This is a genomic window from Lentibacillus sp. L22, assembly GCF_040812445.1.
Lineage (GTDB): Bacteria > Bacillota > Bacilli > Bacillales > Amphibacillaceae > Lentibacillus_C > Lentibacillus_C daqui.
This window is the reverse complement of record NZ_JBFNXI010000006.1, coordinates 11977-29995: the sequence shown is the minus strand read 5'-3', so window position 1 is coordinate 29995 and position 18019 is coordinate 11977. Positions and strand designations below refer to the sequence as shown.

The window sequence follows — 18019 nt, the reverse complement described above, 5'->3', positions numbered from 1 at the left end:
ATGAAATCTTAAACGATAATGGTACAGGTACTGAAGATGTATCGTTTTGTTTTCCATGCTTCATCTGATATGATGGCTATGAAAGTGAGTACGTAAGCGGATGAATGATGGAAATAAAGTTAAGTGAATTCTAGGGGTGAAATGTAAATGTTTAAATTTAATGAAGAAAAAGGACAATTAAAATGTTCGTTTTGTGGAAAGAGTCAGGATCAAGTACGAAAACTGGTTGCTGGACCTGGTGTTTATATATGTGATGAATGTATTGATCTTTGTACGGAAATAGTGGAAGAGGAACTTGGTACAGAAGAAGAAACAGAATTCAAAGAAGTGCCGAAACCGAAAGAAATATGTGAAATTCTTGATGACTATGTGATTGGTCAAGATAAAGCAAAAAAGAATTTGTCTGTGGCTGTTTACAATCATTACAAGCGGATTAATGCACCCAAAAATTCGGATGATGTGGAACTGTCCAAAAGTAATATTGCGATGATTGGCCCGACAGGAAGTGGTAAAACACTGCTTGCCCAAACGCTGGCCAGAATTTTGAATGTCCCATTTGCGATTGCCGATGCCACATCATTGACGGAAGCTGGTTATGTTGGGGAAGACGTTGAAAATATTTTGCTAAAGTTAATCCAGGCTGCGGACTATGATGTAGAAAAAGCAGAAAAGGGAATTATTTACATTGACGAGATCGATAAGGTGGCCCGTAAATCAGAGAATCCTTCTATTACCCGTGACGTTTCCGGTGAAGGTGTTCAGCAAGCATTATTGAAAATACTTGAAGGTACTGTGGCAAGTGTTCCTCCACAAGGTGGCCGGAAACATCCGCATCAGGAGTTTATCCAAATCGATACAACGAACGTATTATTTATTTGCGGTGGGGCATTTGATGGGATCGATCAAATCATCAAACGTCGCCTCGGCAAGAAAGTAATCGGGTTTGGTTCCAATGACAAACAAGAGGATCTGGAAGTTGGACAATTACTGTCTAAAGTACTGCCGGAGGATTTGTTACGCTATGGTTTGATTCCGGAATTTATTGGTCGTTTGCCAGTGATCGGTGCACTGGAACCATTGGATGAGGATGCACTTGTGGAGATTTTAACAAAACCGAAGAACGCATTGGTGAAGCAATATGAAAAACTTTTCCGAATGGATGACGTGCAACTGGAATTTGAAGATGAAGCACTTGTAGAAATTGCCAAGAGTGCAATTGAACGCAAAACAGGTGCCCGTGGATTGCGTTCAATTATTGAAGGAATTATGCTTGATGTGATGTTTGAACTGCCATCACGCGAAGATATTGAAAAGTGTGTGATTACAAAAGAAACAGTCTCACAAGAAAATGGCAACCCGAAACTGGTCTTCTATGATGGAACGGTGACGCAAGGTAATGAAAAGCTTCCTAGAGAAAGTGCCTGATTGGAGGCCGATGTTGGCTCCAGACGAGGTCTACGCTGGCACAGGAATGGAGCCTGAATTTCTACTCTGTCTTATTTCGTGAGTAAGGTGAAAGCAGTGCTACTGGCGTAGAAGCTGAACGGTCGCGTTAATCAAGAATCAGAATGAAAAGAATAAGTGTAAGACTAGCCTGAAGCTTATTGCTCCTTTATGATGACCATAATTGCTGGGAGTTTCAATGCTTTTTGGCTAGTCTTTTTTCACTTTTATTACAGGGAAGTAAGACAATACCTACCGTTGCATGATAACCAGGCTGAAGGTCATACTAGGGACAGTTATTTCACCTGGACATTTACAAATGGACGGGTTTTCTATAAAATTTAGGAATATAAAGGAAGACATAGAAGAGATATTGAATTATGGAGGTACATATGATGACAAATGATTCTAAACAACTTCCCCTCCTCCCATTACGTGGATTACTTGTTTTTCCAACGATGGTGCTGCACCTTGATGTTGGCCGGGATAAATCTGTAGCAGCATTAGAAAAGGCGATGATGGATGACCAGACCATTTTTCTTGCTGCTCAAAAAAAAGTAAGTATCGATGAGCCAAAGCCTGCCGATATTTATCGAGTAGGAACAGTGGCAAAGGTAAACCAGATGTTAAAGCTGCCTAATGGGACGATTCGTGTGCTTGTCGAAGGGTTATACCGTGGTGAAATCGTTCGTTTTATTGAGGAAAAAGATGATTTCTTTGTGGAAATAAACCGACTTGAAGAGGAAAGCAACGATACGAATGAAGAAGAGGCGTTAATGAGAACGCTGCTAGATCAGTTTGAACAGTACACAAAAGTTTCCCGAAAAATAACCAAGGAGACGTTTGCAACGGTGGCGGATATCGATGAACCAGGACGTCTTGCTGATATTATCACATCACATCTTTCATTAAAATTAAAAGATAAACAAGCTTTGCTGGAAACAGAAAATGTAAAAAGCCGACTGCAACATTTACTGAAATTAATTTCCAACGAGAAAAAAGTACTTGATTTGGAAAAGAAAATAGGCCAACGTGTAAAAACTTCGATGGAAAAAACGCAAAAGGAATATTACTTAAGAGAACAGTTAAAGGCAATTCAGAATGAACTTGGAGATAGTGACGGGAAAACCGGCGAAGTAAGTCAGCTACAGGACAAAATTGAAAAATCCGATATGCCTGACCGCATGAAAGAGGTCGCCTGGAAAGAATTAGGCAGATACGAACAAGTCCCACAAAGTTCTGCGGAAAGTTCTGTCATCCGTAATTATCTGGAATGGCTGCTTGCCTTGCCATGGACAACTAAAACAGAGGATACCATTGATATTAATAAAGCACAGTATGTTTTGGAGCGGGATCATTATGGTCTTGAAAAAGTGAAAGAACGAATATTGGAGTATCTGGCAGTACAGAAATTGACCGAATCAATCAAAGGTCCAATTTTATGTCTCGTAGGACCGCCGGGGGTTGGAAAAACATCGTTGGCAAAATCAATTGCCGCTTCCGTTAACCGAAATTTTGTCCGCATCTCGCTGGGAGGTATTCGTGACGAAGCGGAGATAAGGGGACATCGCCGGACATATATTGGCGCAATGCCAGGGAGAATTATTCAAGGTATGAAAAAAGCAGGAACAATTAACCCTGTATTTCTTCTGGATGAAATCGATAAAATGTCCAATGATTTTCGGGGAGATCCATCTTCGGCAATGCTGGAGGTCCTTGATCCGGAACAAAACAGTAATTTCAGTGATCATTTTATTGAGGAGACGTATGATTTATCGAATGTATTATTTATCGCTACTGCCAATTACATCAATAATATTCCTGCACCTTTATTGGATCGAATGGAACTTATTACGATAGCTGGTTATACAGAAATAGAGAAACTGCATATTGCCAAAAGACATTTACTGCCTAAACAATTAAAAGAAAATGGATTAAAAAAGGGCAATTTACAGGTGCGGGATGATGCCTTGCTGGAACTCATTCGCAGATATACCCGTGAGGCCGGTGTAAGGGGATTGGAACGGCAAATTGCTACACTTTGCAGGAGGGCTGCCAAGCAAATTATTACTGAGGATAAAAAGCGGGTAGTTGTAACTAAGAAGAGATTAGAGGATATGCTGGGTAAACCAATTTTCCGTTACGGACAAATGGAAGCAGAAGATCAGGTTGGTGCTGCAACGGGTCTTGCATACACAACAGCAGGCGGCGATACATTATCGATTGAGGTATCCTATTATCCAGGAAAGGGTAAATTGACGCTTACTGGAAAACTGGGTGATGTGATGCAGGAGTCAGCACAAGCAGCCTTCAGTTATATTCGTTCTCGAGCGGAAGAACTGGGGATTGAACCTGACTTTTATGAAAAGTATGACATTCATGTTCATGTCCCGGAAGGAGCTACACCAAAAGATGGTCCATCGGCCGGTATTACCATGGCAACAGCATTGGTTTCCGCGCTGTCGGGCAGGGCCGTTAAAAAAGAAGTAGCAATGACTGGAGAAATCACATTACGTGGTCGTGTATTGCCAATTGGCGGCCTTAAGGAGAAATCATTGAGTGCGCATCGGGCTGGAATCACCACCATTATTATCCCGGAAGATAATAAAAAAGATATAGAAGATATTCCGGAAAGTGTTCGTGATGGTTTAACATTTATCCCTGTTGGACACTTGGATCAGGTGTTAGAGTATGCGCTTGTGGAGGAGAATCATGAAAGTAACAAACGCTGAGATCGTTATAAGTGCTGTTAGCAAAAAACAATATCCGGGTGACCAGCTTCCGGAAATAGCTCTGGCTGGTCGCTCAAATGTGGGAAAGTCATCATTTATTAATAAATTGATTAACCGCAAGAATTTAGCCAGAACCTCATCAAAACCGGGAAAAACTCAGACGTTGAATTTTTATAAAATTAATGATTTGTTTTATTTTGTAGATGTACCTGGGTATGGTTATGCCAAGGTTTCCAAGAAGGAGCGGGTAAAGTGGGGCCGGATGATGGAAGAATATTTCCAAAATCGCAAGACGTTAAAGGCGGTAATACTGGTTACTGATATTCGCCACGAACCAACAAGAGATGACGTGCAAATGTACGACTTTGTCAAATACTTTGAACTGCCAGTTATCGTGATTGCAACCAAGCTGGATAAGATCCCTAAAGGAAAAAGGCAAGCATATTTAAAACGAGCCCGGGAAACATTGCAGCTGGAAGCAGAGGATGCTCTCCTGCCATTTTCCGCGGAAACCGGGGAAGGGAAGGACGAGGCTTGGGCATTGTTGAAAACCTACTTATGATTATTGAAAACCTGCTAAAATAGCAGGTTATTTTTTTCGCATCAGTAGATAGATACCGATAATAATGATAACAATAGGCCAAAATCGTTCCAGGTAATCCATGACAGTGTAAACCCAGTCAAACCAAATTGGCAGCTGTATGGAAAAGATGAATATAATCGAAATGCCGACAAATAATATGCCAAGCCAAAATCCTTTTTTCGTCCGCAGTGAACGGACAATAAATGCAATACCGATGATAAGTGGATAAACAGCCCAATGATCAATCCAAAAATCATAATGATTCAGTCCGTGCCAATGGATTCCTAATCCCAAAAGTAAAGTTCCTGTGAATAAATGCTGATATTCTTTGGCGCTATAGCTGTAAATAAGTAGTGCAAGCCCGATAATAATGATGAGTGTTGTCCATGAATAAAAGTTGGTAATAATCGGCACCTGTAGTTCACGCAGGAGGAAGTATGCGCCAATCCCGATTAACAAATAACCGGCAAAGGACTTTTGTTTGGTTTTGCTCATGCTTTTCACTTCCTTGATAGATTGATTTCTTGCTTCTCGTGTATCATTATGATAAATTACAAACGAATTGAATTCCTATAGAGGATGTTAAAAATTCGGTTTGAACATCACTTATACGTTTCATCCTAACATATTGTTTCATTTCCTGTTCACATTTTAAGAAAATAAGGGATGTTTTTTGTGTTATAATAAAGGTTAGGTTAAAAATTATGTGTTTACAGCTTTATGGGGGTAGAATGACGTGCATATTTTAAAAGTTGGCTTACATTATAAATCAGCCCCAGTTGAAATTAGGGAAAAACTAACATTTCAGGAGCAAAATATAGCCCAGGCAATGCAAACGCTCAAGGAACAAAAAAGTATTCTTGAGAATGTAATTGTCTCCACATGTAATCGTACGGAGATTTATGCAGTGGTAGATCAGGTGCACACCGGACGATATTATATCAAACAGTTTATGGCTGATTGGTTTCAGGTTGATAAGGAGGAATTTGCCACATATTTACGGATTGCAGAAGGAGACGACGCAATTGAACACCTTTTTAAGGTAGCATCTGGTCTTGATTCGATGATTCTGGGAGAAACACAAATCCTCGGACAAGTGAAACAGGCGTTTCAAACTGCTCAAGAAGTAAAAACAACCGGAACCATTTTTAACGAATTATTTAAACAGGCGATCACCTTTGCCAAACGTTCACATAAAGAAACTGCTATTGGCGAACAAGCTGTTTCGGTCAGCTATACTGCAGTCGAATTGGCAAAAAAAATCTTTGGTGATTTGCAGCATAAACATGTTGTTATCTTAGGCGCAGGTAAAATGGGCGAGTTAACAGCCAAAAACCTTCATGGTTCAGGTGCAACGCAAATAACCGTTGTTAACCGGACCCTTGAAAAGGCGGAGCAATTGGCAAAGCAATTTCAGGCTGAAGCGGAACAATCCGCCAATTTACTTGACGTGATGCAACATGCTGATATTTTAATCAGTTCAACCGGCTCTGATTCTTTTGTGCTGACAAAGGAAGATCTGGAGCCGATTCAAAAGAAACGAAAAGGTAGTCCGCTCTTTTTGGTCGATATTGCAGTTCCAAGGGATATGGACCCGGCAATTAGTGAATTGGATAGCGTGTTTTTATATGATATTGACGATTTGCAGCATATTGTGGATGAAAATTTGGCATCACGTAAACAGGCTGCTCAAGCAATTGAAATGTCATTGGAAAGTGAAATTGTTTCGTTTAATGAATGGCTGCAAACATTGGGGGTTGTCCCGGTTATCACAGCATTAAGGAAGAAGGCATTATCCATTCAGGCGGAAACAATGAAAAGTATTGAACGCAAGATGCCTGATTTAACTGCCCGAGAGAAAAAGGTATTAAATAAACATACAAAAAGCATTATCAATCAATTATTGAAAGAACCTGTGACGCAGGCAAAAGAATTGGCAGCTAGTGACGATGCGGCTGATTCATTAGCATTGTTTATGAATATCTTTGGTATTGAAGGTGAAGTGCAAGCTGAACTTGAGCAGCAGGCAAGAGAGAATAAACAAACCAACCAAATAAATCATGTATCCTTTCCAAAACTAACAAATGTAAATATTCGCTAGAGTGAAAGGACCTTTTGCATGACAGAATCAAAATGGCTTTACGAAATCATTCTTCTCATTTACGGTCTTAGTTTATTTGGGTATTTTATTGATTTTATCCAACATAACCGGAGGGTAAATAAGATTGCCTTCTGGTTACTTAGTATGGTTTGGGTTACACAAACCGTCTTTTTGCTAATTGAAGTTTTATTTAAGGCTACATTTCCGGTGTTCACGATCCAGGACAGTCTTTTCTTTTATTCTTGGGTGCTGATTACTTTTTCATTGGTGATTGACCGGTTTTTTCCCATACATTTTATCGTATTTTTTACCAATGTATTCGGCTTTTTTATTCTCTTATTGTATATATCAACGAAAGCCCAGGTAGCCATGCCGCAGCGTGGGGTTGAATTGGTGAATGAACTATTGGTTACACATATTGCATTGGCAATTATCTCATACGGTTTTTTTACAATTTCCTTTTTATTATCGATGATGTATCTTATACAATATCAGTTGTTAAAGCGGAAGAAAGGCATTAAATGGATGTGGCGCTTTGGCGATCTCAAACTACTGGATTTTTATTCCTTTATGGCGATTACGATCGGTGTGCCATTATTGGTCATAGCCATTATTTTGGGATTGGTATGGGCGAAGGTTGCCAATGCAGAATTTTATTGGTTTGACTTAAAAACCATTGGTTCATTGCTTGTTCTGACAGCATATATTCTTTCATTGTTTTTGCGATTGATTAAAGGCTATCAGGGAAAAGTCATCTCCATTTATAATGCTGCGGCTTTTTTAATCCTATTGATTAATTTCTTTCTATCAAGCGTATTATCAAATTTTCATTTTGGATAGCTGGAGGGAACCATATTGCGTAAAATTGTAGTGGGAACTAGAAGGAGTAATTTGGCATTGACCCAAACTGAATGGGTAATCAACCAATTAAAACAGTTGGGTGTGCAAAACGAATTTGAAATTAAAAAAATTGTCACCAAGGGCGATCGTATTCTTGATGTTACGTTGTCCAAAGTAGGTGGAAAAGGCCTGTTTGTCAAAGAAATCGAACAAGCCATGTATGATAAGGAAATTGACTTCGCGGTTCACAGCATGAAGGATATGCCAGCGAAACTGCCAGAAAAATTGATGATCGGCTCGATACCTGTCCGTGAAGACCATCGTGATGCATATATTGCCAAGAATCATTTGGCGCTGGCTGATTTACCAACCGGGGCAATTGTCGGAACAAGCAGTTTGCGTCGAGCTGCACAAGTGTTGGCCAATCGACCGGACATTACTATTAAATCGATCCGGGGAAATGTTGAAACACGGCTCCGTAAGCTGGAAGAAGAAGACTATGATGCTATTATATTGGCTACGGCGGGAATGAAGCGGATGGGCTGGAGCGAAGACCTGATCACTGAATATTTGGAGCCGGATATGTGTGTACCAGCTGTAGGACAGGGTGCACTTGCTATTGAGTGCCGGGAAGATGATCAAGAGGTTAGGGAAATTTTGGAACAATTAAATGATGCATACACATGCAAAACAGTTACAGCAGAACGAACTTTTTTACATCTGCTCGAAGGTGGCTGTCAAATTCCGATTGCGGGTTATGCCTATTTGCAAGGATCGGAAATTGTCTTAACAGCATTGGTAGCTACATCTGATGGTAAAACGGTTTTAAAAGAAGTAATTCGTGGTACTGATCCTGTTGCAGTAGGAAAGCAAGCGGCAGATAACTTAATCCAGCGTGGTGCCAAGGAAATTGTCGACGATGTGAAAGAGGAGCTCGACAACTAATGGGGTTTTCATTAAATGGAACCCGAATCCTGATAACCAGGGAAAAGAAGCAGGCACAGAAATTGGTCGATATTGTTAATCAACATAATGGAGAACCTGTTGTGGCACCACTTTTATCCATTTCTTGTAAACATGAGGCGGGACACAGAGCAATTTTACAGCAGTTAAATAAGTATCAATGGATTTTATTTACGAGCGCAAATGGTGTTCACGCTTTCTTTCAAATTTTACAAGAAAATAATATGCAAAAAAAGGCTCTATTTGCGAATAAGTTGGCTGTTGTTGGGCATAAAACCGCGGCTGTATTGAAGGAATATGGCTATATTGCTGATTTCATTCCCACTACCTACAATGCCGAGGTGATGGCGGAAGAGTTTTTGGCGGGGTATAATTCCGTTGCACGAATATTACTAGTAAGAGGAAATCGTTCACGTCCAACACTGCCTGAGCAATTGACTAAACATCACGTACCGTATGATACGATTGAAGTTTATGAAACATTAATTAACTATAGTATCGGGGATTGGTTAAATCAGCTCATTCGCGAACGAGGTTTTGATGTTATAACTTTTACCAGTCCCTCAACTGTGCAGGCATTTATAGAAATGACAAAGGACACGGAAGAGTTATTGAACCATATCCCGGTTGCCTGCATTGGAACAACCACCGAAAAGAAAGCCAAGGAGGCTGGCTTTACCAATACGATCATACCAGATGTTTTTACAATTGACCGTATGATCGAAAAAATAAGCGATTATATTTTAAATGAGTGTTCAAAAGGAGGATAAAAGAACCGAGAAGTTTAAGGCGGCGTAGTTTCGAGCACGGGCTTGCACGAATGTGCTGACTTCTGCGTTGCCCGAATGGGCGGTTTTAGCAGAAGATCCCCTGAGCAGTTAGATACATGAGCAGCGGAGAAACAAGCCAACGAAGAAATTCGCAGGTATTTTTACCGGACTTTTTGAACACCCTCTTTGAGAAAGGATAATGCACTGTGGCAGAAACATTAAACTTTAAACGCCATCGCCGCTTACGTTCATCGCAAGTGATGCGTGACCTGGTAAGAGAAAATCAAGTAACAACAAACGATTTAATTTATCCGTTATTCGTTGTTGAAGGGAAACAAGTAAAAAATGAAGTACCCTCCATGCCTGGCGTTTTTCAAATTTCACTGGATTATTTGGATGAGGAAATACAGGAATTGCAATCATTAGGTATTAAAGCTGTCATCCTTTTTGGTGTCCCGGACGAGAAAGACGAGCAGGGGACAGGGGCATTTGTTGATCATGGTATCGTTCAACAGGCAATACGTCAGATCAAGCACAATACCTCGGACATACTGGTTATTGCCGACACCTGTTTATGTGAATTCACTTCACATGGTCATTGCGGAGTTGTCCATGGGGGAGATGTTGCCAATGATGAATCACTGGAGCTGCTGGCGAAAACAGCTGTATCTCAGGCAAAAGCTGGTGCCGATATTATCGCCCCGTCCAATATGATGGATGGTTTTGTGGCAGCAATCCGAAAAGCACTGGATGGGGAAGGTTTTGAAAATATACCAATTATGTCATATGCCGTTAAATATGCTTCAGCGTTTTATGGCCCATTTCGTGATGCAGCAGACAGTACTCCGCAATTTGGGGATCGAAAAACATATCAAATGGATCCAGCAAACCGCTTGGAAGCATTACGGGAAGCAGAATCTGATATGGAAGAGGGTGCGGATTTTCTGATTGTAAAACCAACCATGTCCTACCTTGATATTGTTCGTGATGTTAAAAACAAATATAATGCACCGATAGTAGGGTATAATGTCAGTGGAGAATATGCTATGGTCAAAGCCGCAGCACAAAATGGCTGGATTAACGAACGGGAATTGGTCATGGAAATATTGACGTCCATGAAGCGTGCAGGTGCCGAATTAATCATTACGTATTTTTCTAAGGATGTAGCAAAGTGGCTAAACGAATAAAACGAAAGGCTACAGGCACCAGCGGGTTTTCTGTACGCTTTAGTTAAAAATAAGATAATTATTAAACGGGGTGATGGACATGAAAAGCTTTGAAAAATCCATAGATGCATACAAAGATGCAGTTGATTTGATGCCGGGCGGGGTTAATTCGCCAGTTCGTGCTTTTAAATCAGTCGAAATGTCGCCTATTTTTATGGATCATGGAAAAGGTTCAAAAATGACCGATATCGATGGCAATGAATATATTGATTATGTTTTAAGCTGGGGACCACTCATTTTGGGCCATGCTGATGACCGGGTTGTGAGAAAATTACAGGAAGTGACCGCAAAAGGAACCAGCTTCGGGACAAATACGTTGATAGAAAACAAACTGGCCCAGCTGGTGAAAGAACGCGTTCCTTCTATCGAAACAGTAAGAATGGTGAATTCCGGTACAGAAGCGACCATGAGCGCCTTAAGACTTGCCAGGGGTTATACTGGCAGGAATAAAATCCTAAAGTTTGAAGGGTGTTATCATGGCCATAGTGATTCGTTGTTAATCAAGGCCGGTTCCGGTGTTGCGACATTGGGTTTGCCTGATTCCCCCGGGGTACCTGAATCAATTGCAAAAAACACCATTACCGTCCCATATAATGATATGGAAAGTGTCCGGCTGGCTTTTTCCAACTATGGTGATGAACTAGCTGCTGTCATTGTGGAACCTGTTGCCGGAAATATGGGGGTTGTCCCACCACAAGAAAACTTTTTACAGGAACTGCGCAAGATAACTGAAGATAATGGAACCCTGCTCATCTTTGACGAAGTGATGACAGGATTTAGGGTAGGCTATCATTGTGCGCAAGGCTATTTCGGTGTTACACCGGATTTAACCTGTTTAGGCAAAGTAATTGGTGGCGGCCTGCCTGTAGGGGCATTCGGCGGGAGAAAGGAAATTATGGAAAAGATTGCACCGACTGGTTCTATCTATCATGCTGGTACATTGTCTGGAAATCCATTGGCTATGACCGCTGGCTATGAAACATTAAGGGCCATGAATGAAGATGCATATGAACAACTTAATCAAAAAATTGATCGTTTAGTTGAAGGCTATCAACAGGCAGCAATCGATTTTTCTATTCCATTGCATATTAACCGGGCAGGATCCATGGTTGGTTTCTTCTTCACGAATGAGCCAGTTATCAATTTTGATACTGCTAAACTATCCAATTTGGATTACTTTGCGCAATACTATCGGAACATGATTGAAGAGGGAGTCTTCCTGCCACCATCCCAATTTGAAGGTGTATTTCTGTCAACAGCCCATACCGATGAAGATATTGAAAAAACTATTCAAGCAGTACGGGCGTCTTTTTCAAAAATTAATAAATAACAAACAGAGCTACTCGTTAACGGGTAGCTCTATTTTATTGACTATAAAAATGCTTTCGTCTTTTTCTATGTCTGTTTTGGCATATCCCTATTTCTATTTTCATATAGTGAAGTAAGGCAGGGCTGAGAGTAGGATGTATTTGCTTGAAGGGAGGAAGTGGTTTGTCTAATGATCAACCTGTTTTTAATTTTGAACTGAATGAGTCGCTATATTTTGAAAAGGGACAGGAAGTTGGGGAAATACGGGGCATAGCGTTGGATCCGGAAATTTCGATTCAACCCTTTAATGAGTATATATCCATTAGAGGCGTTATTGAGCTTCGCGGTGAATATGTAAGGGCAGATGAAGATGAGCAGGATGATACAGTCCAATTTGCTGATGATTATCACGCAAGGCGGTATGTGGAGCAGGTAGTGGATACGGAAGAGGGCGGTACTGAATTTTCTCATCGATTTCCTGTAGAGATTTCTGTACCAACGTATCGTGTTGGGGATTTGGAAGATGTTATGGTAAGTATTGACTCGTTTGACTACGAACTGCCTAATAAGAATCAGATTTCATTTACATCAACCATTGCAATTCATGGTATTAGTGAGCAAGTCGATAGTCCAAGGAATAATGCGGCAGATGAATATCCATTTGCCGATGGTCATACATTCAACTTTGAAATGAATGATCCCCAGGAATTCGACATGCCCGCTAAACCGGAATCTTTTGCATCCCAAGATACGCCAGCTTCCAGTGATACAGGTATATCTGATACTACAAGGCCGGCAGATAACGGGGAATCAGGTTCCTCCGATGAAGTGAGTTCACCAGACCGTTGGAAACATAAAAAATCACAAAGCTTTGCAGAGTTTTTCAAGCAGGAGCCTGAACCAGAACCGGATCCTGACCCTGACCCTTCTCCATCGGCATCAGCTAGCAGTTTTAGTCAGGAATCGGGTAATGATGCTATGGCCGAATCGCCGTATGCTTCTGAGTCACTGTATGTATCAGAGTCACCTTATTCAGTGGAATCATCTTTTTCTTCTGCTTCTTCTAATAGCAGTGAAAGTAGTCGGGAAAGTCCATCTGGCGCTCCGAATGTTGTTGATCAAACATGGGAGGCAGATACTTTCGAATTTGTTGAGAGTTCATCGAGCTTTGCAAGTGTTGACGAAAGTGATCGGGAAACCCGGCCAAACTCCAAAAAAATTGATAGTTCTAATGCGGTGACTGAAACTGATGAAAATATTGTCGGTTCATTGGAATCATCCATTAAAGCCGGTGAAAGCAGTCGGGAAAGCCAATCTGATTTAACGAGTGGTACCGGCCCAAATGTGAGAGAAGAAAATGTCATTGATAAGCAACATTCCGAGCGACCGCAGATTAACGAAAACGCAGAGGAGAAAGAAGACCAAACAGCAGACCTCAAATACTTATCTGACATGTTTCGTGATGAAGAAGAACGTTTCTCCAAGATGCGTGTTTGTATTGTTCAGGAGAAGGACACGTTGGAAACAATCGCAGACCGTTACAAAATTTCCACATTGCAATTAATGAAAAAGAATAATCTGGAGGATGATACGCTTACTCAAGGCCAGCTTCTGTATATTCCGATCAAAAAACAGTAGAATGTTACAGTCATTTGTAACTTAATTACCCCTTGCAAATTCTTTCATTGCCAAGGGGTACTGATTTTTAAAGGTGGGGCGATCATATGGAGAATTTCCTGAGGGTATTGGATTCGTATCCTGTTCATTCCATTTCAACAGAACAAATTACTGATCATGTCATGCGTATTACCGATGGCAAGCAGGTGTATGCTTTAAAAAAAAGCAGGTTGAATCGTAAAACTATAACGAGTTGGCAAAATGTATTTCATCTTGCACAACAGCATAATCTTGCAGCCATCCTGCCAGTATATATGACAAAACAAAGAGATTTATTGTGTCAGGTCGATGGGCATTTTTATTATCTGACCCCATGGATAGAAACTAGAGAACTTGAAAAAAAACAGCAAATCGAGCGGATGTATCAGACAATTGGTGTAATTCATGCCAAGACAAACCAGTCAATGTCATTGGATGTCAAACAAATCACTGATAGTTTTCGGAACTATAAAAAAACGCTTGTTACAAATAGATCGTTTTTATTAGAATGTGTGGAAGTTTTCGAGAAAAACCATTATATGTCACCTGTTGAATTATTGGTCTGCAGCCAGTATCGTGATCTGGATTTCATTTTACGTGAATTGGAGGAACGGGTTGAGCTTTTTATTGATGAATTAAGCAATCAATCGGAGTGGTACTATTGCTTGTGTCATGGAAAACTCGATTTTACGCATTATCTTTTTGCAGATCGAACATATTTAATAAATTGGGAACATGCAAACTATGATAATGCTACCCGTGATCTGGCTACCTTGTATCATAATATTGTTAACGATTATGATGACCCGACAGATGATTACATCGATTTTTTTACCGCCTACATGAAGAAAAATAGTTTGTCTAAGGCTGAATTGTATTTGCTTTCGATTTATTTATTGGACCCTTCTCAGTACATAAACCTGTTGACGCAACACCGAAAGAATCCTTCAGAAGTTTCTCAGGTTGATATGATACAACGGTTGCAAAGAAATTATCGTAAGTTATCTTTCGCTGTGCAATGGATGGAATTCACGGATTCATTGGCAAAATCAACTGATGAAACTGATGACTAAAACCATTCTAAATAAAACGCAATAAATATCCCGATAAGTGCACCCAATAATAAAACGTCAAATGTAGTTGGAAAAAATAAGGTACGTATTAATTGGAATATCAGAAGGGGGAGGGTACACCTTTCGCAGACGACCAAACATCTCCTTGCCCATGGTGGCAGCCGGTAACGGTAGTATCGACCCATAAACATTCACCTCTTTTACAGTTTCAAATCAATCTGTGACCAAAAAGCACTTTTTGAATATATTCTGATATAATATATGTATAATACAGGTTAAATCGTGCAATAAGTATATTAATATTGCTTTTTTGGCTTTTTATCGTTAAAATTATGGTATTCATACTGTGTATCCTAATATCAAAATGCGATGACAGGGAGGAGTACAGGTTAATCACCTCAAGAGAGGGAAATGAACTGCTGAGAATTTCCCAGGAACGATTATCTGGAAGGTCGCCCTTGATGCAACTTTTTGAACAAAAGTGATTTCGCTTAGTAAGAAAGTCGGTTGCTGACCGTTAACAAGCTTGAGTGTGCAAGTTTATTTACTTGTGAACAAAGGTGGTACCACGGAGGTAAATCCTTTTCGTCCTTTATGGGAGAAAGGGTTTTTTTTATTTTTTTAAAGGAGGAGTGGGCTTGTGAGTGAAAAAAAGAGGAAATCATTACCATCAAAATACAACCCGCAAGAAAGCGAAAAAGGCCGTTATCAGTTTTGGCTGAACGGTAAATTTTTTGAAGCAACTGAAGATGAAACCAAGGAGCCATTTACAATTGTCATTCCGCCACCGAACGTAACCGGGAAATTGCATTTGGGTCACGCCTGGGATACAACTATGCAGGATACAATCGCCCGGATGAAACGAATGCAGGGATATGACGTGTTGTGGTTACCAGGTATGGACCATGCCGGAATTGCTACACAGGCAAAAGTGGAGGCCAAGCTCCGCGCACAAGGAAAGAATCGATATGACCTGGGAAGAGAAAAATTCCTGGAAACGGTATGGGAATGGAAAGAAGAGTACGCAGACTTTATTCGCCAACAATGGGAAAAGCTTGGTCTTGGACTGGATTATTCCCGTGAACGATTTACAATGGATGACGGCTTGTCTGATGCCGTTCGTGAGGTATTCGTTACCCTTTACGAAAAAGGGTTAATCTACCGCGGGGAATATATTATTAACTGGGATCCGCAAACCAAAACTGCGCTATCCGATATTGAAGTGGTCTATCAAGAAGTACAAGGGCATTTCTACCATATGCGCTATCCACTAAAAGATAGTGATGAATATATTGAGATTGCCACGACAAGGCCGGAAACGATGCTGGGTGATACCGCTATTGCCGTTCATCCGGATGACGACCGTTACAAACATTTAGTTGGAAGAAAGGCCATTTTACCGATTGTTGGCCGGGAAATCGAAATCGTTGCCGATGATTATGTAGATATGGATTTCGGTTCAGGTGCGGTGAAGATCACACCTGCACACGACCCAAATGACTTTGAGGTCGGGAATCGTCACCATCTAAAACGTATCCTAGTGATGAATGAAGATGGAACAATGAACGAAAATGCTGGAAAATATGTGGGTCTGGATCGATTTGACTGTCGAAAACAAATTGTCAAGGATCTACAGGAGTCGGGTGTTTTATTTAAATTAGAAGACCATACCCATCAAGTTGGTCATTCCGAGCGCAGTGGTGCAGTTGTTGAACCATACTTATCAACGCAATGGTTTGTTAACATGCAGCCATTGGCAGATGCTGCAGTTTCCTTACAGCAAAGCGAGGATACGAAAGTTCATTTTGTTCCGGAACGTTTTGAACGGACCTATTTGCATTGGATGGAGAATATTCGTGATTGGTGTATTTCCCGTCAGTTATGGTGGGGGCATCGAATTCCGGCATGGTATCATAAAGAAACCGGTGAAATCTATGTTGGCAAAGAAGCACCCGAAGATGAAGAAAATTGGGAGCAGGATGAAGATGTATTGGATACCTGGTTTTCATCTGCGTTATGGCCGTTTTCGACAATGGGCTGGCCCGATGAAGATGCGCCCGACTTTAAGCGGTATTTCCCAACCGATGTACTTGTTACCGGGTATGATATTATCTTTTTCTGGGTAGCCCGAATGATTTTTCAGGCAAAACAGTTCACCGGGAAACGTCCGTTTAAAGATGTATTAATTCACGGACTGATTCGTGACGCGGAAGGTCGCAAAATGAGTAAATCCCTTGGTAATGGTGTCGATCCAATGGATGTAATCGATAAGTATGGTGCAGACTCCTTACGCTATTTTCTGCTTACGGGTTCATCCCCAGGACAGGATTTACGCTTTTATTGGAGTAAGGTTGAATCGACATGGAATTTCGCAAATAAAGTGTGGAATGCATCGCGTTTTTCATTAATGAACATGGAGAACTTTACCTATGATGATATTGATTTATCTGGTGAACTGTCACTTGCGGATAAATGGATCTTGACCAGATTAAATGAAACGATCGACCAGGTAACGAAAAATACAAATAAATACGAATTTGGTGAAGCAGGTCGCTATCTGTATAATTTTATTTGGGATGAACTTTGTGATTGGTATATTGAAATGGCAAAAATACCGTTATATGGTGATGATGAGACTAAAAAACAAACGACAAGATCGGTGCTTGCCTATGTCCTTGATCAGACGATGCGGATGTTGCACCCTTACATGCCGTTTATTACCGAAGAAATTTGGCAAGCACTACCACACCAAGGTGACTCAATTACTGTAGCTAAATGGCCAGAAGCAAAATCCGAGTTACATGATGAGCAAGCATCCAGCGAGATGAAACGTCTGGTGGCAATTATCAAGGCAGTAAGGAATATTCGGGCTGAGGTAAATACGCCTATGTCCAAGCAAATTCGCCTGCTGATTGAAACGGAAAATGAGTCCGTACAGACTGAACTGGAAGAAGAACGCGAATATCTCGAACGCTTTTGTAATCCAAGTGAATTAAAAATTGCTACTGCGATTGCTGCCCCTGACAAAGCAATGTCTGCTGTCGTTACCGGTGCGGAGTTGTTTTTACCTTTGGAAGGGTTAATTGATTTCGATAAGGAAATGAAACGGTTGGAAAATGAACTTGAAAAATGGAATAAAGAAGTCGAACGTGTGCAGAAGAAATTAGCCAACGAAAACTTTGTCAATAAAGCACCACAAAAAATTGTAGATGAAGAAAAACAAAAAGAACAGGATTATTTGGATAAACAGGCTAAGGTAAAAGCACGGTTATTGGAGTTAAAAGAACAATAAAATTGTAAAATAAAAGCAGGAATTTGCTGAAA

Annotated in this window: 14 protein-coding genes and 1 other annotated feature; of the genes, 12 read left to right on the top strand and 2 right to left on the bottom strand. The window is 40.6% G+C overall.

The genetic code is table 11. From position 1 onward, the window contains the following. Positions 1–147 precede the first annotated feature (147 nt). From clpX to yihA, 3 genes are all read left to right on the top strand, one after another. Positions 148–1425, top strand: coding sequence for an ATP-dependent protease ATP-binding subunit ClpX (gene clpX / locus ABRT01_RS04535; RefSeq protein WP_269412056.1), 1278 nt, complete (start codon positions 148–150; stop codon positions 1423–1425). A gap of 413 nt (positions 1426–1838) precedes the next feature. Beyond that, on the top strand, positions 1839–4175 hold the full coding sequence (gene lon / locus ABRT01_RS04530; protein ID WP_269412514.1) for an endopeptidase La: 2337 nt from the start codon (positions 1839–1841) through the stop codon (positions 4173–4175). Next, entirely contained in the window at positions 4156–4737 is a 582-nt protein-coding gene (gene yihA / locus ABRT01_RS04525) for a ribosome biogenesis GTP-binding protein YihA/YsxC (RefSeq protein WP_367746404.1), read from the top strand. Before lon ends, yihA begins: the two co-directional genes overlap by 20 nt. Before the next feature lie 27 nt (positions 4738–4764). On the opposite strand, the gene ABRT01_RS04520 is transcribed toward yihA, so the two are convergent. Then, a complete protein-coding gene (locus tag ABRT01_RS04520) occupies positions 4765–5253 on the bottom strand; it encodes a LiaI-LiaF-like domain-containing protein (protein ID WP_367746403.1) in 489 nt (162 codons plus the stop codon). A 241-nt stretch (positions 5254–5494) separates the two neighbouring features. Here ABRT01_RS04520 and hemA point away from each other — a divergent pair, with 241 nt between their 5' ends. The 8 genes from hemA (at position 5495) to ABRT01_RS04480 (ending at position 14695) form a co-directional block, all read left to right on the top strand. Beyond that, complete coding sequence (hemA, locus tag ABRT01_RS04515) at positions 5495–6859, top strand: glutamyl-tRNA reductase (RefSeq protein ID WP_269412059.1); 1365 nt, start codon at positions 5495–5497, stop codon at positions 6857–6859. Positions 6860–6877: 18 nt separating this feature from the next. Further along, positions 6878–7699 (top strand): cytochrome C assembly family protein, encoded by an 822-nt coding sequence (locus ABRT01_RS04510; protein ID WP_367746402.1) that lies wholly within the window; start codon positions 6878–6880, stop codon positions 7697–7699. 15 nt (positions 7700–7714) lie between these two features. Beyond that, on the top strand, positions 7715–8644 hold the full coding sequence (gene hemC, locus ABRT01_RS04505; protein ID WP_269412061.1) for a hydroxymethylbilane synthase: 930 nt from the start codon (positions 7715–7717) through the stop codon (positions 8642–8644). Next, positions 8644–9432 carry a uroporphyrinogen-III synthase gene (locus ABRT01_RS04500; protein ID WP_269412062.1) on the top strand — a complete coding sequence of 263 codons (789 nt, stop codon included), beginning with the start codon at positions 8644–8646 and terminating at the stop codon, positions 9430–9432. Before hemC ends, ABRT01_RS04500 begins: the two co-directional genes overlap by 1 nt. 206 nt (positions 9433–9638) lie before the next feature. Next, positions 9639–10619 carry a porphobilinogen synthase gene (hemB, locus tag ABRT01_RS04495; protein WP_269412063.1) on the top strand — a complete coding sequence of 327 codons (981 nt, stop codon included), beginning with the start codon at positions 9639–9641 and terminating at the stop codon, positions 10617–10619. A gap of 79 nt (positions 10620–10698) precedes the next feature. Next, entirely contained in the window at positions 10699–11988 is a 1290-nt protein-coding gene (gene hemL, locus ABRT01_RS04490; protein ID WP_269412064.1) for a glutamate-1-semialdehyde 2,1-aminomutase, read from the top strand. Positions 11989–12149: 161 nt separating this feature from the next. Further along, positions 12150–13604, top strand: coding sequence for a LysM peptidoglycan-binding domain-containing protein (locus ABRT01_RS04485; protein WP_269412065.1), 1455 nt, complete (start codon positions 12150–12152; stop codon positions 13602–13604). 86 nt (positions 13605–13690) lie between these two features. Next, the gene (locus tag ABRT01_RS04480) at positions 13691–14695 is read left to right on the top strand and encodes a phosphotransferase (RefSeq protein WP_269412066.1); all 1005 of its coding nucleotides are present in this window, start codon (positions 13691–13693) and stop codon (positions 14693–14695) included. Here ABRT01_RS04480 and ABRT01_RS04475 read toward each other — a convergent pair. Continuing rightward, positions 14692–14880 (bottom strand): hypothetical protein, encoded by a 189-nt coding sequence (locus tag ABRT01_RS04475; RefSeq protein WP_269412067.1) that lies wholly within the window; start codon positions 14878–14880, stop codon positions 14692–14694. The two genes, ABRT01_RS04480 and ABRT01_RS04475, sit on opposite strands and share 4 nt — an antisense overlap. 175 nt (positions 14881–15055) lie before the next feature. After that, positions 15056–15291 (top strand) — a binding site (T-box leader). A 44-nt stretch (positions 15292–15335) separates the two neighbouring features. Between ABRT01_RS04475 and ABRT01_RS04470 the strand changes: the two genes are divergently transcribed. Continuing rightward, positions 15336–17987: a valine--tRNA ligase gene (locus ABRT01_RS04470; protein ID WP_367746401.1), complete on the top strand. Its 2652-nt coding sequence runs from the start codon at positions 15336–15338 to the stop codon at positions 17985–17987. Positions 17988–18019 lie beyond the last annotated feature (32 nt).